This is a genomic window from Propioniciclava sp. (assembly GCF_047602245.1).
Taxonomy (GTDB): domain Bacteria; phylum Actinomycetota; class Actinomycetes; order Propionibacteriales; family Propionibacteriaceae; genus Propioniciclava.
This window is the reverse complement of the sequence record NZ_JASGHT010000001.1, coordinates 1,475,395-1,496,545: the sequence shown is the minus strand read 5'-3', so window position 1 is coordinate 1,496,545 and position 21,151 is coordinate 1,475,395. Positions and strand designations below refer to the sequence as shown.

Genomic DNA, 21,151 nt, shown 5'->3' with positions numbered 1-21,151 from the left:
GACCCCGCCCAGCCGACCCGCCCGTCCGCGATCGAGCAGCGCCCCCTCAACTGGCCGTTGACAAGCATAAACACGCCCACCCAGGAGAAAAAGTGACCCTGCCAGGCCTCGAAGTCGCCCCGCACGAGCTCGGCGCGCTCGGCGTGTCCGCTACCCGCCACGTCGAGCGGCTGAGGGCGTCCGGGATGCTCGGTCCGGCGCTCGAGCTCCGCGCCGCGCTGGTGCTCGAGCTCGCCCAGCGCATTAGCCGCGCGCCGGCCTACGCGGTGGCGCCGCTCGCCGCGCAGCTGCGTGAGGCCCTCGACGACTTGCCCGAGCAGGGCGGCGACGCCTGGGACGCGCTGATCACCGCGATCCGCGGCGCGGCCCGGTGCCCGAACTGTCCGTGCCCCGCTTGCGTCGCCGCGCGCGCCGAGCTCGAGGTCAACGCATGACCGCCCGCCCGACCTGGTGGACACGACCCGACCCGCGAGCAGCGCACGACCTCGCCGAAATCCGCGCCGTCGCTGCCGCGCTCGGAACGCCGCTCATGCCCTGGCAGGCTCTCACCGCCCGCATCGCCAGCGAGCGCCGCGCAGACGGCTCATGGCGCTATCCGATCATGGTCGTGACCGTGCCACGCCAGTCCGGCAAGACGACGGTCCTTCGTGCCCTCATGACGCACCGGGCGATGACCCGACCCGACTGGCTCGGCTTCTACTCGGCGCAGACAGGCAAGGACGCCACCGCCCGGTGGAAGGACCTCGTCAAGATCGTCAACCGCAACGAGGTCCTCCGCGCCTACACCAAGACCCGCGAGGCTGCCGGCAGTCCCGCACTGACGTTCCTGCGCACCGACTCGCAGATCAGCCCATTTGCTCCGACGTCGACATCGCTGCATGGGTACACGCCGCCGTTCGTCGCGCTTGACGAGGCCTTCGCGCACACCGAGGACGAGGGCACCGACCTACTCGGCGCGATCCTGCCGGCCCAGTCCACCCTCATCGACCGACAGCTTTGGCTCATCAGCACCAAGGGCGACGCCAGCGCGACATGGTTCCAAGGCTGGATCGACAGCGGCCGCGCCGCGACCGCCGACCCGAACGCCAGCATCGGGTACATCGAGTACTGCGCGCCCGAGGACGCCGACCTCTACGACCCCGCCGTGTGGTCCACCTACCACCCCGCGCTCGGGCACACCATGACCGCCGACAGCCTCGCCGAGCAGTCCCTACACTGCCCGCCCGGCGAGTGGCGCCGCGCCTACGGCAACCTCACCAGCGTCACCACCGAAGCCGTCCTCGACCTCCTCGTCTGGGACGCCCTCGCCGGCATCATCACGCCGCCGCCCGACCGCCGCCCGATCGGTCTCGGCTACGACGTCCACCACGACCGCAGCCACTCCGCCGTGTGGACGTCCTGGCTCGACGACAACGGCAAAGCCGTCCTCAAGGTCATCGCCTCCGCCCCCGGCATGGACTGGGTCGCCGACGCCGTCACCGCCACCCGCGAAACGCTCGGCGATCGCGCCCGCCTCGTCGCGCACGACGACGGCCCCGTCCGCCAAGTCACCGACCAACTCATCCGCGACGGCCGCAAGGTCACCACCATCGGCGGACGCGACTTCACCACCGCCTGCAGCACGATCCTGTGGCGCGCGAACACCCGCCAACTCATCCACGACGCCACCCCATCGCTCCGCAACGCCTGGGCCGCCGCCGCGCACCGCCCACTCGGCGAGGGCTGGGCCTTCACCCGGCACCTGTCCGCCGGCCCCATCGACGACCTCATCGCAGCACTCTGCGCCATCCGCGCCGCCGAACTCGAACCCGAACCCGAAACCCCCCTCCTGGTGTTCGGATGATCCGCCTCGACCGCTCACCATCCAGCATCGTCGTCTGGTGCACCACCTGCCCATGCTGGAGATCACTAGCCCTCACCGACAACCAGGCATACCTCTACGCCGCCGAGCACGAGGCCTCTTGCCACCCCAACACCCACCGCGCCCGCAACGCCGCGCAGATGGCGAAACGCCGCCAATCGCCCACTGTGTAACCTCCCCTCCATCCTGTCGGGTATGGGTCTCCTGCAGTGGCTCGGCTTCGGTGCCGCGAACCAAACCGGCGTGCTCACGCCCTACGCCGGCCCCACCCACCTCCAGGCCATCACGCTGCAGCACCTCTACGACCTCGCGGACGACCACACCCCCGTGACCCGAGCCCAAGCGATGGCCATCCCCGCCGTCGCCCGCGGCCGCAACGTCATCTGCCAGACCCTCGGCCGAGTCGCGTGGGAAGCCCGCACCGGCACCAAGCGCACCCACCCCCAGCCGGCCATCATCACCCAGCCCGAGGGCAACGCCCGCGCCCGAGCGCTCACCTACGCATGGACCGCCGACGCCCTGCTGTTCTACGGCCGCGCCTGGTGGATCGCCCGCGCCCGCGACTACAACCAGCGCATCACCTGCGTCGAGTGGGTGCCCGAGTCCGCGATCACCTGGGACAGCGAGCACTACTACGTGCGCGGAATCCGCACGCCGCCCGAAAACATCATCCGCATCGACGGGCCGCACGAAGGCCTCCTCGTCTACGGCCAAGACGTCCTCAAAGCCGCCCGCGCCATCAGCAAGGCCTACGGTCGCACCGCCGCGAACCCCACCCCCGCACTCGAGCTCCACCAGACCCAGGGCGACAAGCTCACCAAGGAAGAGATCGATCAGCTCATCGCCCGATGGATCGCCGCACGCAATAACCCCAACGGCGCCGTGAGCTACACGAACCAGGCCATCGAGCTCCGCACCCACGGCCTGCCCGCCGAACAACTACTCATCGCCGGCCGCAAAGCCAGCTCCCTCGACATCGCCCAGGCCATGGGACTCCCCGCCTGGGCCGTCGACGCCGAGGTCGGCGGCAGCAGCATCACCTACAGCAACAGCCCCTCACGCATGCGTGAACTCCTCGACCTCAGCCTCACCGGCTACTTCGACGCCATCGGCGGCCGGCTGTCCCTCGACGACGTGCTGCCACGAGGCACCTGGGCGCACGCCCTCGTCGAGCAACTCACGACCCCCGACTTCGCCGACCGGATGGCCGGCTACAAAGCCGCCCAGGAAGCCGGCATCTACACCGCCGAACAATGCATCGCAATCGAAACCGGAACCCCTCTCGAAGGAGACCCAAAATGACCCCCTCGCTCTACCTGACCGCCTCCCAGGCACCCACCCCCGTGACGCCGTCGAGCGTCACCCCGGACGCCACACCGGCCCGCGATGTCCCCCCGTCGCCCACCCCGGCCGGCACAGCATCCGAGGTGGCGCCCGTCAGCGTCACGCTGTCGCTGCAGTCCGACCTCACCCTCGACACCACGGCCCGCACCCTCAGCGGCATCATCCTGCCCTACGGCGTCATCGCGCAGCGCACCAGCATGGGCGCCGTCCGGTTCGCCGCCGGCAGCATCCGTCACCACCCCGACCTCAAGCGCATCAAGCTCCTCATCGACCACGACCGCACCCGCGCCGTCGGATACGCCACCGCCATCGAGCAGGACGAGGACGGCGTCCGCGCCACCTTCCACGTGCCCGCAGGCGACGCCGGCGACGAAGCCCTCGCCAAGGCCGCCAACGGCATCCGCGACGGTCTCAGCATCGGCGCCAACCTCACCATGCACCACCGCGGCGCAGACGGCGTCATCACCGAGGTCACCGAGGCAGCCCTCGACGAAGTGTCCCTCGTCAGCCTGCCCGCCTTCACCGACAGCCGCGTGTGCACCGTGCGAGCCAGCCAGCAGGCCCACAACCCCGCACCGGCACCGGCGATCGCGCCCGCCCCGTACACGCCCGAGCAGCCGGCCATCATGACCGCCGCCCAGGCCACCCAGGCCATCGCGACCGCGCTCACCGCCGGCGGCAAGGCCGCCCAGGTCACCGCCGCACTCGCCGACATCGTGCCCGCCAACGACGCCGGCCACGGGTTCATCGGCCGCCCCAGCTGGCTCAACGAGCTGTGGACCGCCGACAACACCGACACGCCCATCGTGGACGCCCTCAGCAAGGGCGACCTGACCTCGACCAAGGTCCAGGGCTGGAAGTGGAACATCAAGCCGCAGGTCGCGCCCTACACGGGCAACAAGGCCGAGATCCCGACCGGCCCCATCTCCACCATCCCCGCCGAAGCCACCGCCAAGCGGCTCGCCGGCGGCTGGGATGTCGATCGAATCTACCTCGACCTCGGCGACGGCAGCTTCATCACATCGGTCTTCACCGCCGCCACCGCCGACTTCAAGCGCAAGCTCGAAGCCGCGGCGGCCACCGAGCTCCGCACCTCCGCTACCGTCGTCGCGCCGTCGGCGAGCCTCACCGAGGCGCTCGGCAAGCTTGGAACGGTCGCCGGGCAGCTCGGCAGCTCCCTCAACGTCATCGCGATGGCGCCCGACGTCTGGGCCGCCTTCACCAACCTCGTCCCCGACGAAGTGCCGTGGTGGCTGCAGCGGCAGGGAGAGATCAACCTGGGCACGAACTCCGGCACCGCCGGCGGCCTGAAGTTCGCGGTCAACCACGGTCTGCCCGCCGGCCAGGTCCTCGCGTTCGACGCGCGCGCGGCCAAGCTGCACCAGCCCAAGAGCGGCCCCGTCAAGGTCCAGGCCCTCGACCTGGCCCACGGCGGCGTCGACCTTGGCGTGTACGGCTACTACGCGCTCCAGGTGCATGACGCGCGCGCCATCCTCCTCACCACCATCACCGGCTGACCCGATGGCCACCGTGGACGTCACCCGCGAGCAGGTCAAGGCCTGGCTCAAGCTCCCATCCGCCCCGCACGCCGACGACGCACTGATCGACCAGTGCGCCGCAGCGGCGGGCAGTGTCGCGAGCCGCTACGCCGACGGGCTGCCCGCTGGTGACGCCCACCTCGCCGGCGTCATGCTCGGCGCCCGCCTCTACCGGCGCCGCAACAGCCCCGAGGGCGTCCAGGCCATGAGCGACGGCACCGCCGTCTACGTCGCCCGAACCGACCCCGACATCGCACGCCTCCTCCGCATCGACGGCTACACCACCCCGCAGGTCGGCTGATGTTCGGCGAAGCCGTGTCGTGGGTCGTCGCGCAGCTGGCCGCCGCCGGCATCAGCGCCGCCGCCGACCCCGCCGACCTCAACACCCCCGGCGTCTGGGTGCTGCCCGACACCTCAACGGCGTCCACGCTCGACGACCAGCTGCACGAGGTCACCATCCTCCTGTACCTCATCGTCGGCAGCCTGCCGGCCACGGACGCCCTCGCCGCCCTCGATGGGCTCCTCGCCGGCGTGCGGGCGGCCATCCGTGTCCGCAGCGTCCAGGCGGTCACCGTCGCGCTCCCAAACCACAACCCGGCCGGTCTGCCGGCCTACCGCGCAACCATCAACCTCGACATCAAGGAGTAGTCATGACCGTCTACCAAACCGAGCTCGGCCCCGGCGTCCTCGACATCGGCCCCGTCGGCACCCTCACCTCGTTCGCAAGCCAGGTCACCAAGTGCACCCTCACCCCCAAGCACGACGAGGAAGACGACATCCCCGTGCTGTCCGGTGAGGTCGTCGCTGGTGACCTCACCACCAGCTGGACACTCGAAGGTGAAATCCTCCAGGACTTCGGCACCCAGTCGGCCAAGAGCCTGTCCGAGTGGACCCTCACCAACAACGGCAAGACGTTCCCGTTCACGTTCACGCCGAACTCGGGCGGCAGCAAGAAGCTCACCGGGCAGCTACAGGTGCGTGCCACCAACATCGGCGGCGACGTCAAGAAGCGCAACCGCGCCGACTTCACCTTTAAGGTCATCGGCGACCCCCTCATCGCCGTGATCGCCTGACATGGACATCACCGTCGAGGGCGCCGACCGGCTCGCGCACACCCTGCGCGACGCCGGCCGGCAACTCGACACGCTGGACCACACCGCCGCCGGCCAGATCATCGCCCAGCAGGCCGCCCAGGACGCCCCCAGGCGCACCGGACACCTCGCCAGCAGCCACGCCCTGGTCACCACCCCCGGCGCCGTCCAAGTCACCAACACCGCCCGCTACGCCATCCCGCAACACCAGGGCTGGGCCGGTCACAACGGCCGGCCCTGGCTCACCCACGCCGCTGAGGCCACCGAATCCGCCTGGCTGCACACCCTCGACCTCGAAGCACAACACGCCCTCGACACCGTCCAAGGAGCCTGACCATGACCATCCAATTGAAGAGCCCCATCATCGACGTCGTCGTCGAGCAGCCCGACGGCACCCTCGTCCAGCTCGAAGTGCAGACCGACAACCGTGACGTGGTCCGCTGGGACCTCACCCGCGGACGCCGACAGTGGCCCCAGGCCATCGACGCCCCCTTCCTCTGGTCAACCTTCCTCGCGTGGGCAGCCATGACCCGCGCCGGCGACACCACCGACACCTTCGAGGACTTCGAAGCCCACTGCCTCCAAGCCCAGGTCAAGAAGATCGACGACACGGCGCCGGCGGACCCTACCCGGCCGGCTCCCGCATCCGGCTCCTGACCGAGATCGCGGCAGCCGCCCCCGGCTTCCCGATGCCCTGGCTCCTCCAGCAGGACGACCAGCAGATCGCGACCATCCTCACCATCCTCGACGACCGCGCAGCAAGGAGGTAAGCCCATGACCGCCATTCTCAAGGTCCAGGTCGTAACCGACGCATCCGACGCCGCCCGCGACCTCGACAAAGTCGCCAGCGCCGGCAGCCGACTCGACGACGGCCTGCGCCGCGCCGCCGTCCCCGCGGCCGCCGTCGGCGTCGGGCTCCTCGCACTCGCCCAGGACGCCGCCAGCAGCGCCAGCAGCCTCCAGGAATCCACCGGCGCCGTCGAGAGCGTGTTCAAGGGCCAGGCGGACGCCGTCAAGGCCTACGCCGCCCAGGCTGTCGACAGCGTCGGACTGGCCACCAGCGAATACCAGGAGATGGCCTCCATCGTCGGCTCGCAGCTCAAGAACATGGGGGTGCCGACCGCCCAGCTCGCGGGCCAGACCGACGACCTCATCAGCAAGGGCGCCGACCTCGCCGCCACCTTCGGCGGCCCCACCTCGGACGCCGTGGCCGCACTGGGCAGCCTCATGCGCGGCGAAGCCGACCCGATCGAACGCTACGGTGTCAGCATCAAGGCAGCCGACGTCGAGGCCCGCAAGGCCGCCATGGGCCTCAACGGTCTCACAGGCGAGGCCGACAAAGCCGCCACCGCCCAAGCCATGCTCGCCCTCCTCAACGAGCAGACCGCTGATACCGCCGGCGCGTTCGCCCGCGAAGCCGACAACGCTGCCGGCGCCCAGCAGCGCGCCCGCGCCGCCGCCGAGGAAGCCTCAGCCACCCTCGGCACCGCGCTCCTCCCCGCACAGACCGCAGCCAACCAGGCCATGGCCGTCGCCGCAACCTTCATCACCGAGAACGCAGACGCGTTCCTGATCCTCATCGGCGTGCTGGGCACCCTGGTCGGCGTCGTCGTCGGCTACAACGCGATCATGACCGCGTTGCCGGCCATCCAGGCCGCCGTGACCGCCGCCCAATGGCTGTGGAACGCCGCCCTCGCCGCCAACCCCGTCGGCTTGGCCATCATCGGCATCGCCGGGCTCATCGCCATCATCGTTCTCCTGGTCCAGAACTGGAACGCCGTCAAGCAAGTCGCCCTCGACTGTTGGCGGGCGACCGTCGCCGCCGGACAAGCCGCCTGGGGATGGCTCTCCCAGACCTTCAACCAGATCGAAGCCGCCGGCGCCGAGTTCCTCCAACCTGCCATGGACGCCATTGACAGGCTCATGGGACTCGCCCGGCGCGCCGCCGACGTGGTCGGCGGCCTCCTCGCCGGCGCCAAGAAGGTCGGCGCCGACATCGGCAGCTTCTTCTCTGGCGCATCCGTCGGCGCGCAGCTCACCGTCAGCCCGGCCGATTTCACTGCCGCCGCCGGCATCAGCGCCGCGCCCGCCTTCATGCGCGGATCTAACTCGGCGGCTACCGCGGTCGCGCCCGTCATCGCGATCACCGTGAATGGTGCTTTAGACCCGCGCGCCGTCGCCGCACAGATCCGCAGCATCCTGACCTCAGACGCACGCATCCGAGGCGTCATTGACCTGACCGGCTCACCGCTATGAGGTGGTCCACGCCCGTCGACGTTTCTCTCAAGATCGACGACACCATCACGGTGAACACGACAAGCGGTGCAGCCGCTAACCTCGGCATCCTCACCGCCGTCGGCGCCCTGACCTGCGAGTGGTCGCACCCGAACGCCCGCACCCACGAAGAGCCAGGCTCACTATCCCTTACGCTCCGCTACCCCACCCCGGGGCTCATCCACCTCGACTCAAAACTGCACATATCCTGCCGAGTCCACAACGCCACCCTCGACCTTGGGTCATGGTGGGTCGAATCAGTCCACGCCCGCCGCACCTCCGATGCCTGGATCTACAAGATCGCCGCCGCGAACGCAGTCGGACGCGCCGCCGGAATCCGACTCGCCGCGTCCCCGTGGCCAGCCGCTGACGTGCGGCTCCGAGACCGCATCGCACAGATCAACCACGCATCCCCCATAGCGCTCCTCGACCCCGACGACGACTCACCAGAGCATCAGTGGCTGGTCGCCCGAGACGTCGACGCCGCCGACGCCCTCGAGATCATCCACCGGACCGCCTCAAGCTACGCCCGCCTCGCAGTCGCGAGCTCGACCGGCATAGCCCTCGTGCACCCTGACGGCACACATATCAGAGTCCCCCGCCATGACCCACCCCACCCACCGGCCGCCGTCGTCTCACGCGGCGCGCCCCCCGCGGTCCTGTCAGCCTCCCGCGTCGAGGACGCCGGACGCGACCTAAGTCGCCGCGGGCTAGTCACAGTTGTCCGTGTCACCTTCTACGTCGCCGACCGCGACACCGGCGACGTCAGCGAGACAAGCCGCAACTGGCGATCGCCGCAGGCCCGGCACCTCCCCACAGCGTCACTGACGATCGACACCGACCTCGAATTCGAGACCACCGCCGCTCACCCCCTCGACCCGTCCACAGTCGTCCTCCCCGAGATCGGCCCTTTCGCCGCTGGCATCGCCGGCGAAGGCACCACCCCGCGACCGGTCCTCACCGCCGCCCGCCTGGCCGTCGGCCTCGACGATGTGCCCTGGGACGCCGTCCTAGACGTCCGCCGGCGCACCACCACCATCTTCTTCCTAGACCCCGTGCCCGCCGATCTCGACCCCGCCGTCTACATCTCTGCCGGCACCATCGAGATCGCCGCCGGCCAGCTCACAGCCAGCGTCACCCTCGCCCCGGCCGTCACCGCCGGAATCCGCCCGATGAGGTGGTCAGACTGGCCGACGCCCGCCGATGTCCCCACCAACCCAAGGCCTCGAGACACCGTCGCCGCCCGCTTCGAGCATTGCGGACCACTCGACGACCCGCTGACCCTCGCCGACCAGATCCGCATCATCGATACCCGCGTCGTCGACGCGCCGACCAGCTGGAGAACCACATGACACTGTCCATCCCCCCGCACGACGATGAAATCGGCCGCATGGACCCCGGCGGCTTCCCGCTCCTCGACAGCAGCAACTACCTCTATCTACTGCCCGAGTACACGCAGCGGCTCGCCTCGAAGCTCACTGCCTCGAACGACGCGGCGACCACCTGGCTCGCGCAACTCCCAGCACTGATCGCCGCCGGGCAACAGATGCAAGCCGCGCTGGCCACCGCCGAACAGATCATGGGACTGACGGGTGAGGATGACGCCGTCGCGCACCTCATCGACGACAGCGCCACCGAGACCGCCAACGCGGTCGCCGACCGAATCGCTTTCGTCACCACCCGACTCCCCATCAACGTGGCCCTACGTGGCATTTACGGCGACGGAAGCGACATCACCGACGCGCTCAACGACCTCTTTGTTGCACTCGAGCCCGGCGACGCCCTCTACTTCCCGCGCGGCGCTTACCACCATCGCGGCCTGACCATCGCCAGCCGTCACCACTTCCAGCTTCTCGGCGACGGCGCAGAACTCGTCTGCTCCTCCACCACCAAGCCATACCTCCAGCTCGTCGGGTGCACAGACTTCGCCCTCGACGGCCTCATCTCCCGCGGGGCCAACCCCACCCTGCGCCGCGGCCCCACCCGAGGCATCTCCATCGAGTCCTCCGACCGCTGGAGCGTGGCCCGCTGCTCAACCACCGGCACAGAGGGCGTCGGCATCTACGTCGGCCATGGCTGCACTTCCGGACGGATCGAGGGATGCCACATCCGCGACACCAAAGCCGACGGCATTCACGTCACCGGCGCATCACGAGACATCACCATTACCGGCAACCAGCTCGAGAACACGGGAGACGACAGCATCGCGGTGGTCTCCTACCTGACCGATTCCGGCCGCTGCCGATCTGTCAGCATTACCGGCAACGTGATCCGCCAGTCTCACAGCCGCGGCATCGCTGTGGTCGGCGGTGACACCGTCGCCATCAGCTCCAATGCAGTCGACACCACGCGCAACGCCGGGATCTACATCGCAGAAGAAAGCTCCTACGGAATCCGATCTACCGCTAACGTCACGATTTCCGGAAACACCATCACGCAAGCGAACACATATGGTGCTACCACCAACTATGCCGGCATCCAGGTCGTCGGATCATCCGTCGACCACCCCGTCCGCGCGATCAGCATCACCGGCAACACCGTCACCGCCGCCGCCTGGCACGGCATCATGGTCGGCTCCGGCGGCCCCGGCTGCTACGCGATCACCGTCACCGGCAACACGGTCACCGATGCCGGCGTCACGGGAATCCTGATCCAATCCGTCACTGACGCCGTGGTTTCCGCCAACCTCATCCACGCCTCAGGCAGCAGTGGCCTGCTCCTCACCGGCACGCTCGGCGCCGTCGTCGTCGCCCTCAACGCGATCACCAGTTCCTGGACCACCAACACGGCCACGACCCGCCGATCCATGGCCGTTCTCGCCCCAGACGCCACCCGAATCGTCGCTATCGGCAATACCATCACCGACCCCGGAAACCGCGCCACCGAGCAACTTTCCTTCGCCACCTCGCGCAACGTCTTGAGCATGGCGAACTCGCACCCCGGCCCAATCGCGAACTACCCGTCGGCAGACGGGCTGCCGCTCATCATCCCCGGCTCGACACTGCTGGCCGGCGCCCAAGAATCATCCGGGCTCGGCGCCGGGAAAGGCGTGATCGGAATCCGCAACGCCCACGCTGTGCCGACCGCGAGCCCGGCCAGCGGCGGAATCATCTACGTCGAAAACGGCGCCCTGAAATACCGCGGCTCCTCCGGCAGCGTCACCACCATCGCTAACGCATAACGAAAGGCCCGTCGAATGCGCTATGACTACCGCCGCACCGACTGGGGTGCGCAACCGGCCAAAGGCCGCACCCTGCTCACCTGGTCACGCGTCCGTAAAATCGTCATCCACTGGCCCGCCTCCACCACCCCAATCGGCGCCAACCCCGAGGCGATCGCCAGCTACCTGCGCGCCTGGCAGCGCTATCACCAGGCCGTCCAAGGCTGGACCGACATCGCCTACGCGGTCGGCGTCGACCAAGCCGGCCGAGTCTGGGAGCTCCGCGGCGCCGACGTCCGCGACGGCGCCACCGCCGGTCAGGGTGGCACCTCGCAATCCATCCTGGCCATCCTCGGCATGGCCGAGACCCCCACCCCCGCCATGCTCACCACCCTGCGCCGCGTCGCCCACGAGCTCGCCGGCAAGGCAGCCAAGGGCTGCACCATCGTCGGCCACGGCGACGCCGGCAGCACCCGCACCGACTGCCCAGGCCCGCACCTACGCGCCTGGGTCCGCGCCGGCTTACCGGCACCCACCACCACCCACACCCAGCCCAAGGAAGACGACATCATGGCCACCAAAGACGAGCTCCGCACCATCATCCGCGACGAGCTCACCGCAGCATTCGCCGCCGCCATCCCCGTCAGCGGCCGCGACCCTGCCCGCACGTGGACCACCACGCGCGACGACGCCCTCGCCGCCGCCGCCGAGCTCGAGCGCCTGACCCTCGCCGACGGCACCAGCATCCGCACCGACGACGCGATCGCCGCGATCTACAACCACATCACCAAGACCACGGACGCCGAAGAGGCCGCGCTGTGACCAACGACAAGACCATGCCGCTACGCTCCCTCGTCGCCGGCATCATCATGACCGGCCTGTTCCTCGGCGCCTGGCTGGCCGCCGAGCAATCCGGCGTCGATTCCTCACCCATCTGGGTCATCGCCGGACCCGTGATCCTCGGGCTCCTCGTCGGCGAAGTCGTCGCCTCTGCCAGCCGAAACAGCGCCCAAGCCGCCTCACAGACCAACGGCGTCCTGGACGCCCGGATCAAGGCCGCCGTCTCAGCAGCCCTCGCCGACCGAGACGCCGCCCGCACCCGCCAAGCCCAAGGCGACATCAGCACTGCCCAACCCGGCGTCATGAACGAATAGCTCGTCGCAGCGGGACTGATCCCCGCACGTCACCCAGCAATCGGTGTCGGCGTCTGCGCACACCTGGCGCAACGCCGGCACCACTTCGCACCTCCAGCACGCCTCGCCGTCATCGAGGTCAAGGCCGCACCCCCAGCACTTCATGAACCCTGAGCGTATCTGCTACGCGGCGGCCGCGGCCGCACGACGTAGAGCATCCTGAGACGACGCAACGTAGCGCTGGGTCGTGGCAACCGACGCATGCCCTAGAAGTCGCTGGACAGCGATCAGGTCGTGAGTCGCGTCATGAGCCCTCGTGGCGAACCGGTGCCGCAAACTGTGCAGCGTCCAAGCGCCCGGCAACACCCGAGCAGCCAGTGTGCCGACCCAGCGCGGTGACAGGTGCCCGTCCACATCGCCAGGCAGCACCCACCCGCCGCCCGCCGCGGCGATCGCCACGCGCAGCGCGTCCGCCAACGCGTCCGTGAGTGGCACCACCCGCGTCTTGCCGCCCTTGCCGTGCACCGTGAGGCTCCACCCCGCGAGATCACGCCACAAGTCACGAGCATGCACCCGGGCGATCTCACCACGCCGTAAACCAGCCTCGGCCGCGAGCCTCAAGATGATCCACGTCCGCGGATCAGCATCGGCGAGCGCCTGGTGGTGCACGTCATCCGGCGTCGGCCGCGGGCACGGATCAGACGCCCGCACCGCCGGCAGACCATCAGCAGGGGAGTGGCCGATCAAACCCGCGCCGACCGCCCACCGGTAGAACGCTCGGACGCCGGCGTAGACACTCCGGCGCGTCTCCCGGCTCCACACCTGCCGAGCAGCCCACTCGACGAGCTGCACACTCGTCACGTCCCACGGGCCGACATCGCCCATCGCCCGCGCAAGCCGGCGCAGCTGGTCGCCACGCGTCACCACAGTGTCCGCCGCCCGGCCTGCTGTCACCAGCGCAGCGCACCACGCCGCGATCGGCTCACACCAACAGGCAGGCACATACTTCGATCGAGGATCGTCCAGATTCACGCCGCCGGACAGTAGAGCGCCGGCCCCCGTCATCGAGGACCGTGGTCGAGACTTTCAACCCACGCCCACGCCGCATGAGCCGCTTGCCGCGTGACTCCCAGGCCGCGGCCGATGTCGCCCCACGAGACGCCTCGGCGCCGCATACCCCGGATCGCCGTGGCGGTCGCCTGCTCGACAACCCCACGCATCGCGAGCAACTCGGCCAGGTCCTCGACATCGGCATCACCCACACGGCGCCCCAGAGCCATGTTCACCCGCCGCACCATCGCGGCATACTCAGGGATCTCCCGCTCACGTTTCGGCGTCAAACCAGGCTTGACACTCATTTCATGACACCCACCGCCGCGGGAACGGCACCACCACGCCATCATCAGACGTTGTCAGCACGCCAAAATCGCCGACGTCGCCGTCGACGGCGACGAACGGAAGCGTCTCCTGGCACTCCCAACCAGCAGGTTGGGGGTTCGAGTCCCTCCGAGCGCGCCAATGTGTCACCGATGAGAACCCGGCCTATGGCCGGGTTTCTTGCGTAGAGGGACGACCGCGACCTGAAGCGTCCGCGATCAGGCAGGAGGGACGCCCGGAGAGCCGGCTCTCGTGAGCCGGTTGAGGCCACCGGTGAGGCCTGGAACGATCAGGCAAGACGGTCGCCAACCACCTACCACGGACGCTGGTAGCGGGCGATCAGATCATGTGCCGTGCTGCCGGGGGCGTGCTCCCAGCACACCGCTCGGGGGTCGAACAGGCTGCCAGCCGTGCACCGCTCGGTTTTCTCGAGGTCACGCATCATCTGCTCGCGTGAGGCACCCTCGCTCGGGCTGAGCGACACCGCTGCCCAGCAGCCTCCGCTGGCGCAGTCGGAGCCGCTCGCGGTGATCTGCGCCGAGGAGGGCAAGGCGATCCGGCCGATCGGCGGCGCCCCATAGTCGTCCTCGCTGGTCATCGTCGCCCACCAGAACGGTGCGATCACGACGACGAAGATCCCGGGAATGAAGATGGCCGCTGTGATCACGCGCCCTCGGGTGCCCCAGCGCCGGCCGGCCGCGACCGAGATGACCGCCCAGACGATCGCGTAGGCGGCGAGGGGCAGTACGACGAACAACAGGACCACCGTCAGAATCATGCGCGTTCTCCCCACTGCCGCAGCGTGTGCGGTCGTCACGATCTTAGTCGTGGCGGACGCCGGGATCGGGCCATGCTGCCCAGGCCCAGGCCCAGGCGCAGGAGTGGGTGCCGGTGAACGCCACGACCAGGGGAGTCTTGGATCCGCGCCCATCCTCTGGATGGTCGGCGGTGGGTGGTGTTTGTGGCGCACAATGGGGCGTCTGTGCCAGGCAACGGGAGAAGGTCAATGAAGGTGCGCAGTCACTCGGTGACGGCTTCGGTGGATCCCAGGATCGTGTGGGAGCACTTCACCAACCCCGAACGATGGGCCCTCGATAGCCCCTATGTCGCCAAGGCGCAGCTCAACGGCCCGGTCGCCAAGGGTGCCGGCGGCATCGTGTACCCCGTGGGCGGACGCCGCCAGGGGTTCCGGGTCACCGAGGTCGAGCAGAATCGGCGCTTTTCGATCCGGTTCGCGCTGCTGTTCGCCTACCTCACCGTCGACTTCACCCTGACCCGCCCCGAACCAGCCGAGGCGGAGGAGTCCGGTGGAGCGGACGCGGGGACGCCCGCCGCGCGGGCCTTTGAGGCGCCCGCGGGCGACGAAGCGAACCGGGACGACACCGACGCCGGGACAGCCGCCTCGAACGTGTGGGTGCTCACCCAGGCCGTCTCGGTCAAGGGCCCGAGCGCCAAGGTGTGGGACCGTCTGTGCGGTCGCGCGATCGCCGAGACCATGCCGGCCACGCTGGCCGCCATCGCGGACGCCGCCGCCGTCTGAGAACGCCGCCGCCGTCTGAGAACGCCGCCGTCGTCAGAGGACTCAGCCGGCGTACTCCTGGTAGGGCAGGTCGCTGAAGGCGCGGGCCACGCCCTCGTGGCGGAGCCGTTCGTCCTGCACGTTGAGACCCAGGCGCAGGGCGGCGTCCGTCTCGATCGCTTGCCGCCAGCCGAGCGCGGCCAGCTTCTCGACGTAGGGCAGGGTCGCGTTGGTGAGCGCCCAGGTGGAGGTGTGCGGCACTGCGCCGGGCATATTCGCCACGCAGTAGAACACCGAATCGTGCACCGGGAAGGTGGGGTGCTCGTGCGTGGTGGGGTGGGAGTCCTCGAAGCATCCGCCCTGGTCGATCGCGACATCGACGAGCACCGATCCGGGTTTCATCTGCGCCACCATCTCGTTGGTGACCAGCTTGGGAGCCTTCGAGCCAGGCACCAGCACGGTGCCGATCACCAGGTCGGCGGCCAGCACCTGCTCGCGGATCGTCATCGCGTTCGACGCCAGTGCCTGAATCCGGTTGCCCCAGCGCCAGGACACCTCGCGCACCTTGGCGAGGTCCTTGTCGATGATGGTGACGTCGGCGCACATGCCCACGGCGACGTTGGCCGCGTTCTGGCCGGCGACGCCACCGCCGAGAATCACCACCTTCGCGTTGGCCACCCCCGCCACCCCGCCGAGCAGGACGCCGCGTCCGCCGTGCGCCTTCATCAGCGCCTGCGCGCCGGCCAGTGGGGCGAGACAGCCGACGACCTCCGACATCGGGTAGAGCAGCGGCAGCATGCCCGAGGGCAGCCGGACCGTCTCGTAGGCGATCGCGGTGGTTCCGGCGTCCAGCAGCGCCTCGGTCTGCGGCCGGTCCGCGGCGAGGTGCAGGTAGGTGAACAGCAGTAGATCCTCGCGCAGGAACCCGTACTCGGCCGCGATGGGTTCCTTCACCTTGAGCACCATCTCGCCGGACGCCCAGGTCGCCTCGGCGCCCTCGACGATGGTCGCTCCCGCCGCGCGGTAGTCCTCGTCGGCGATCGACGACCCCACCCCCGCGCGGGATTGCACGAACACTTGATGCCCGGCCCGGGTCAACTCATCGACGCCGACCGGCGTGATCGCGACGCGGTACTCCTGGGGCTTGACCTCCGTGGGGACCGCGATTCTCATCGCTATCCGCCGGACTTACGGCGGAACGTCCGCTTGCCGCCCTGCTGGCCGTGCGGCCCGCCCGCGTTCTTGCCGCCCCCGTTCGCGCCTTGGGCGCTGCCGTGGTGCGCGTTCTTCTTGGCCTCCAGAGCAGCCTTCATCTGCTCCTTCGGATCGACTGCCTTGCCTGCATCGCCGCTTGAATCAGTCATGACCACACTGTGTCAGCCCGGACGCCGGGGCGTCCAGAGGCAGCGGCGCCTCGCGCGTGAGTGGCACGATGGACCCCATGCCCCTCTACAGCGCCGGACTCCTGCCGTTCACCGTCGGGGACGCAGGCGTCCAGGTGTTCATCGTGCACATGGGTGGGCCGTTCTGGGGGCACCGCGACCGGGGTGGGTGGTCGCTTGCCAAGGGCATGTACATCCCGGGCGACGAGGCTCCCGAGGACGCCGCACGCCGTGAGTTCGGCGAAGAGGTGGGGGTGCCGGCGCCCGAAGGTGAGCTGATCGACCTGGGCGAGGTGCGGCTCAGTTCGGGCAAACGGGTGCACGGCTTCGCGGTGGAGGCCTCACCCGATCTGGCGTTCGTCGCCTCGAACACGTTCGAGGTCGAATGGCCGCGCCGCTCGGGACGCTACCGCACCTATCCCGAGGTTGACCGCGCGGGATGGTTCTCTCTCGACGAGGCTCGCACGAAACTGACTCTCGGGCAGGTCCCCCTGCTCGATGCGCTCCACGAGCACTTGACCCGACCATGAAGGAGTAACCGATGAATCACCCCCTGACCTCTCCGAGCCGCGCGCTGCGTTCGCTCTGGCTGGTTCCCGTGACCGCCATCGTTCTGGCGGGCTGCTCGGGCGCGCCCGCGACCTCGACCCCGGCCGGCTCTCCGGCCGCGTCGGCGGCCGCAACGGTCGCGGCCTCTCCCGCCGATGTCACGTTCGCGCAGCAGATGATCGGCCATCACGAACAGGCGGTGCAGATGAGCGACATCCTGCTGGGCAAGCCGGGCCTGTCGACCGAGATCAAGGAACTCGCCACCGCGATCAAGGACGCCCAGCAGCCCGAGATCGACCGGATGCGCGGCTGGCTCAAGGAGTGGGGCCAGCCCGAAGTGGGCGCCCATGCGGCGCACGACCCCTCCCACGGCATGCTGGATGCCGCTGGTCTCAAGGCGTTGCAGGACGCCGACACGCTGGCCGCGACGAAGCTGTTCCTCGAGGGCATGATCGCCCATCACGAGGGTGCCGTCGCCATGGCCGAGAGCGTGCTGGCGACAGGCTCCGACCCGCGCGTCAAGCAGCTTGCCGAGGACGTCGTGCGCACCCAGAAGACCGAGATCACCCTCATGCAGGAGTTGCTCGTCGGGTTCTGATCCGGCGCCCTAGCGCATCGGCGAGGACGCGACACGCGGCGTCCGGCAGCCCGGGGCGACCTCGGCGGCGAGCTAGGGTCGTGGGCCTATGTCGCCCACCTCCTCTGCGTTCGACCGGATCAGCCCGGCCTTCCCGCAGCGCGCTCCCTGGGGCACCTCGGCGCGGCTGCGGGCCTGGCAGGCCGAGGCGCTCGAGCTGTACCTGAGCACCGCGCCGCGGGATTTCCTCGCGGTCGCGACCCCGGGTGCGGGCAAAACGACGTTCGCGCTCCGGGTGGCCTCCGAACTGCTCGCCGCCCGGATCGTGCGCCGGGTGATCGTGGTCGCCCCCACCGAGCACCTCAAGGTGCAGTGGGCGGACGCCGCCGCCAAGGTCGGCATCCAGCTCGACCCCGGCTTGGGCGGACGCCGCCGCGGGCGGTCCCGGCAGTTCAACGGGGTGGCGGTCACCTACGCGGGTGTGGCCGCCGCCATGCTCAGCTACCAGACGATGACGGCCAACTCCGAGACGCTGGTGATTCTCGATGAGGTGCATCACGCCGGTGATGCGCTGTCGTGGGGCGACGCGGTGCGCGAGGCGTTCCAGTACGCGACCCGGCGGCTCGCGCTGACCGGTACGCCCTTCCGGTCCGATGACAACCCGATCCCGTTCGTCACCTACACCGAGGCGCCCGGCGGCGGCCTGATCTCGCGGGCCGACTACACCTACGGCTACGCCGACGCGCTGCGCGACCACGTGGTGCGCCCGGTCGTGTTCATGAACTACGGCGGGCCGATGCGCTGGCGCACCAAGTCCGGCGACACGATCGAGGCCAACCTGGGCGAGCTGACCACCAAGGACGTCTCCCAGCAGGCGTGGCGCACCGCGCTCGACCCGAAGGGGGAGTGGATCGCCGCCGTGCTGCGCGCGGCCGACCGCCGGCTGACCGAGGTGCGCCGCCACGTGCACGACGCCGGCGGTCTGGTGATCGCCACCAACCAGACCCATGCCCGCGCCTACGCGCGGCTGCTGGAGTCGATCACCGGAACGAAGCCCACGCTGGTGCTCTCCGACGACGCTGGGTCGAGCGGACGGATCGATGCGTTCGCCGAATCCGAGGACCGCTGGATGGTGGCGGTGCGCATGGTGTCGGAGGGAGTCGACGTGCCGCGGCTGGCGGTGGGTGTGTACGCGACCGCCACGTCGACCCCGCTGTTCTTCGCTCAGGCGGTCGGCCGCTTCGTGCGCACCCGGCGCCGCGGCGAGGTGGCGACGGTATTCCTGCCGACGGTGCCGATCATCCTGGCGCACGCCTCATCGCTGGAGCGGCAGCGCGACCACATCCTCGGCCGCAAGGCCGGCGACGAGGTGATCGACGTCTGGGCCGAGGCGGAGGCACTGATTGAGGCGGCGAACCGGCGCGAGGCGGCCTCCGATGAGTTGATGGGCGCCTTCGAGGCGATCGACTCGGCGGCCACCTTCGACCACGTGCTGTTCGAATCGCAGCAGTTCGGCATGCATGCCGTGCCCACCTCCGACGATGAGGCTGACTATCTCGGCTTGCCCGGGCTGCTCGACACCGAACAGATCACCCACCTGCTGCGCGAGCGGCAGAACCGGCAGATCAACCGGCATGCCCGCGCCGATAAGCGCGAGAAGCTCACCCCCGAGGCCTCGTTGCACCGCGCGCTGGCCGCTCGCCGCAAGGAGCTCAACTCGCTGGTGTCGCAGTACGCCCGGGTGAAGGGCATGCCGCACAGCCACGTGCACGCCGAACTGCGCCGCCAGTGCGGCGGGCCGGCGCTCGCCCAAGCCACCACCGAGCAGGTGGATGCCCGGATCGCGATGATCCGCGACTGGCAGCGCCGTTCCTGACCGGCTCGCGCCGCCTGGGGCCTCGGGTGGGGCCGTTTCGCGACTCCGAAGGGGATCGTCGCCGCTCTGAGATGGTCGAAATCTATGTCCAGATGTGACCCTGCGCGCGTTTCCCCTTGTCGCGGAGATGCCCCCTCGAACTGGACATAGATTTCGACCATCGACACCCGCGCAGGTTCGGATAGGGTGCCGATGTGCCACGCCTCTCTGTGACCTCCGAAGTCGGCCAACTGCGCCGTGTGATCGTGCATCGTCCGGGCATTGAGCTCGCCCGGCTGACGCCCAGCAACTCCGAGGAGTTGCTCTTCGACGACAGCCTCTGGCTGGAACGTGCCGACGAGGAGCACGACGCCTTCGCGGACGCGCTGCGGGGCGCGGGCGCCGAGGTGCTCTACTTCGACCAGCTGCTGCGCGAGACGCTGACCAGCACGGGTGCCCGCGGCTGGGTCCTCGGCCAGACCTTCGACGACCGGACCTTCGGCCCGGCCCTCGCCGAGGCGCTGCAGTCTCACCTGGCCCACGCCGAGGTCGATGAGCTGTACAACGTGCTCGTCGGCGGCCTCACCAAGCAGGAGGCGCTCGACCGCATGCCGGTCCCGCAGTCGGTGGTGTTCGGCATCGCGCACCCCTACGACTTCTTGGTGACGCCGCTGACCAACCACCTGTTCACCCGCGACGCGACCTGCTGGATCGGCGACGGCGTCTCGGTGAACTCGATGAAGCACTTCGCCCGCCGCCGCGAGGCCGTCAACTATCGCGCGATCCTGCGCTGGCATCCGCTGTTCGCCGGCACCGGGCACCGGGTGTGGTCTGAGGATCTGGAGACCGGTAACGCCACCATCGAGGGTGGCGACGTGTTGGTCATCTCGCCGGACGCCCTACTCGTCGGCATCTCCGAGCGGACCACGCCGCAGGCGATCGAGCGGCTCGCGCTGCGCCTGTTCGCCGACAACGCCCTCAAGCGGATCGTCGCCGTGCGGCTGCCCGCGCGCCGCGCGTTCATGCACCTCGACACCGTGCTCACCATGGTCGACCCGGAGTCGTTCCTGCTGTACGCCGACCTGCCCCAGCCCGAGTGCTACCTGATCGAGCCCGGCGACATGGATCTGCCGCTGCGCACGACCCGGCTCGACGGCGACCTGGCCTCCAGCCTCGCCGTCGCTTTGGGCATCGACTCGGTGCGCATCCTGTCCACCCAGCAGGACTACTTCGCCCGCGAGCGCGACCAATGGCACGACGGCTGCAATGTCCTCGCGGTCGCGCCCGGCACGGTGATCGGGTACGAGCGTAACCAGGCCTCCATCGCCGATCTGCGCGCCGGCGGCATCGAGGTGATCGAGGTGCCGGGTTCCGAGCTCGGGCGCGGACGCGGCGGCCCCCGCTGCATGTCCTGCCCGATCGAACGCGACCCGCTCTGATCGGCTGATAGCCCCGGCTCGTCGACGGCCTCGCGCGGCGCTGCGCCCGCTC

The 21,151-nt window shown here is 69.5% G+C and carries 24 protein-coding genes; 19 read left to right on the top strand and 5 right to left on the bottom strand.

All coding sequences use genetic code 11. The features are described from left to right. Positions 1-92: 92 nt before the first annotated feature. From QM708_RS07265 to QM708_RS07200, 14 genes are all read left to right on the top strand, one after another. Positions 93-434, top strand: a complete 342-nt coding sequence (locus tag QM708_RS07265) for a hypothetical protein (protein WP_415106059.1) — start codon at positions 93-95, stop codon at positions 432-434. Continuing rightward, positions 431-1,843, top strand: coding sequence for a terminase large subunit domain-containing protein (locus QM708_RS07260; protein WP_415106056.1), 1,413 nt, complete (start codon positions 431-433; stop codon positions 1,841-1,843). The genes QM708_RS07265 and QM708_RS07260 overlap by 4 nt, the downstream gene beginning before the upstream one ends. 213 nt (positions 1,844-2,056) lie before the next feature. Further along, positions 2,057-3,163 (top strand): phage portal protein, encoded by a 1,107-nt coding sequence (locus QM708_RS07255; protein WP_415106053.1) that lies wholly within the window; start codon positions 2,057-2,059, stop codon positions 3,161-3,163. After that, a complete protein-coding gene (locus tag QM708_RS07250; protein WP_415106050.1) occupies positions 3,160-4,722 on the top strand; it encodes an HK97 family phage prohead protease in 1,563 nt (520 codons plus the stop codon). Before QM708_RS07255 ends, QM708_RS07250 begins: the two co-directional genes overlap by 4 nt. A 4-nt stretch (positions 4,723-4,726) precedes the next feature. Next, positions 4,727-5,044 (top strand): hypothetical protein, encoded by a 318-nt coding sequence (locus tag QM708_RS07245; protein ID WP_415106047.1) that lies wholly within the window; start codon positions 4,727-4,729, stop codon positions 5,042-5,044. Beyond that, positions 5,044-5,391 (top strand): hypothetical protein, encoded by a 348-nt coding sequence (locus QM708_RS07240; RefSeq protein WP_415106044.1) that lies wholly within the window; start codon positions 5,044-5,046, stop codon positions 5,389-5,391. Before QM708_RS07245 ends, QM708_RS07240 begins: the two co-directional genes overlap by 1 nt. Before the next feature lie 2 nt (positions 5,392-5,393). Continuing rightward, complete coding sequence (locus tag QM708_RS07235; protein WP_415106041.1) at positions 5,394-5,816, top strand: hypothetical protein; 423 nt, start codon at positions 5,394-5,396, stop codon at positions 5,814-5,816. A 1-nt stretch (position 5,817) separates the two neighbouring features. Further along, positions 5,818-6,168, top strand: a complete 351-nt coding sequence (locus tag QM708_RS07230) for a hypothetical protein (RefSeq protein ID WP_415106038.1) — start codon at positions 5,818-5,820, stop codon at positions 6,166-6,168. A 2-nt stretch (positions 6,169-6,170) separates the two neighbouring features. Continuing rightward, on the top strand, positions 6,171-6,491 hold the full coding sequence (locus QM708_RS07225; protein ID WP_415106035.1) for a hypothetical protein: 321 nt from the start codon (positions 6,171-6,173) through the stop codon (positions 6,489-6,491). A gap of 117 nt (positions 6,492-6,608) precedes the next feature. Beyond that, positions 6,609-8,090, top strand: a complete 1,482-nt coding sequence (locus tag QM708_RS07220; protein WP_415106033.1) for a hypothetical protein — start codon at positions 6,609-6,611, stop codon at positions 8,088-8,090. Continuing rightward, the gene (locus QM708_RS07215; protein ID WP_415106030.1) at positions 8,087-9,460 is read left to right on the top strand and encodes a hypothetical protein; all 1,374 of its coding nucleotides are present in this window, start codon (positions 8,087-8,089) and stop codon (positions 9,458-9,460) included. The genes QM708_RS07220 and QM708_RS07215 overlap by 4 nt, the downstream gene beginning before the upstream one ends. Further along, the gene (locus tag QM708_RS07210; RefSeq protein WP_415106027.1) at positions 9,457-11,289 is read left to right on the top strand and encodes a right-handed parallel beta-helix repeat-containing protein; all 1,833 of its coding nucleotides are present in this window, start codon (positions 9,457-9,459) and stop codon (positions 11,287-11,289) included. Before QM708_RS07215 ends, QM708_RS07210 begins: the two co-directional genes overlap by 4 nt. 15 nt (positions 11,290-11,304) lie before the next feature. Continuing rightward, positions 11,305-12,090, top strand: coding sequence for a peptidoglycan recognition family protein (locus tag QM708_RS07205; protein WP_415106024.1), 786 nt, complete (start codon positions 11,305-11,307; stop codon positions 12,088-12,090). Continuing rightward, entirely contained in the window at positions 12,087-12,422 is a 336-nt protein-coding gene (locus QM708_RS07200; protein ID WP_415106021.1) for a hypothetical protein, read from the top strand. Before QM708_RS07205 ends, QM708_RS07200 begins: the two co-directional genes overlap by 4 nt. Positions 12,423-12,584: 162 nt before the next feature. On the opposite strand, the gene QM708_RS07195 is transcribed toward QM708_RS07200, so the two are convergent. From QM708_RS07195 to QM708_RS07185, 3 genes are all read right to left on the bottom strand, one after another. Further along, entirely contained in the window at positions 12,585-13,253 is a 669-nt protein-coding gene (locus QM708_RS07195; RefSeq protein WP_415106018.1) for a tyrosine-type recombinase/integrase, read from the bottom strand. Between the two features lie 209 nt (positions 13,254-13,462). Beyond that, the gene (locus QM708_RS07190) at positions 13,463-13,759 is read right to left on the bottom strand and encodes a hypothetical protein (protein WP_415106015.1); all 297 of its coding nucleotides are present in this window, start codon (positions 13,757-13,759) and stop codon (positions 13,463-13,465) included. 332 nt (positions 13,760-14,091) lie between these two features. Next, the gene (locus tag QM708_RS07185; RefSeq protein ID WP_415106013.1) at positions 14,092-14,556 is read right to left on the bottom strand and encodes a hypothetical protein; all 465 of its coding nucleotides are present in this window, start codon (positions 14,554-14,556) and stop codon (positions 14,092-14,094) included. Between the two features lie 249 nt (positions 14,557-14,805). Between QM708_RS07185 and QM708_RS07180 the strand changes: the two genes are divergently transcribed. Next, entirely contained in the window at positions 14,806-15,318 is a 513-nt protein-coding gene (locus tag QM708_RS07180) for a hypothetical protein (RefSeq protein ID WP_415106011.1), read from the top strand. Positions 15,319-15,360: 42 nt separating this feature from the next. On the opposite strand, the gene ald is transcribed toward QM708_RS07180, so the two are convergent. After that, the gene (gene ald, locus QM708_RS07175) at positions 15,361-16,470 is read right to left on the bottom strand and encodes an alanine dehydrogenase (protein WP_415106009.1); all 1,110 of its coding nucleotides are present in this window, start codon (positions 16,468-16,470) and stop codon (positions 15,361-15,363) included. Positions 16,471-16,472: 2 nt separating this feature from the next. After that, positions 16,473-16,661, bottom strand: coding sequence for a DUF5302 family protein (locus QM708_RS07170; protein WP_415106006.1), 189 nt, complete (start codon positions 16,659-16,661; stop codon positions 16,473-16,475). A 77-nt stretch (positions 16,662-16,738) separates the two neighbouring features. Between QM708_RS07170 and QM708_RS07165 the strand changes: the two genes are divergently transcribed. The 4 genes from QM708_RS07165 to QM708_RS07150 all read left to right on the top strand — a co-directional run bounded on the left by QM708_RS07165 (position 16,739) and on the right by QM708_RS07150 (position 21,099). Then, positions 16,739-17,209: an NUDIX domain-containing protein gene (locus tag QM708_RS07165; RefSeq protein WP_415106003.1), complete on the top strand. Its 471-nt coding sequence runs from the start codon at positions 16,739-16,741 to the stop codon at positions 17,207-17,209. Positions 17,210-17,220: 11 nt separating this feature from the next. Further along, positions 17,221-17,826: a DUF305 domain-containing protein gene (locus QM708_RS07160; protein ID WP_415106000.1), complete on the top strand. Its 606-nt coding sequence runs from the start codon at positions 17,221-17,223 to the stop codon at positions 17,824-17,826. 88 nt (positions 17,827-17,914) lie between these two features. Continuing rightward, a complete protein-coding gene (locus tag QM708_RS07155) occupies positions 17,915-19,681 on the top strand; it encodes a DEAD/DEAH box helicase (RefSeq protein ID WP_415105997.1) in 1,767 nt (588 codons plus the stop codon). A 194-nt stretch (positions 19,682-19,875) separates the two neighbouring features. After that, positions 19,876-21,099 (top strand): arginine deiminase, encoded by a 1,224-nt coding sequence (locus QM708_RS07150; RefSeq protein WP_415105994.1) that lies wholly within the window; start codon positions 19,876-19,878, stop codon positions 21,097-21,099. The last annotated feature ends 52 nt before the right edge of the window (positions 21,100-21,151 follow it).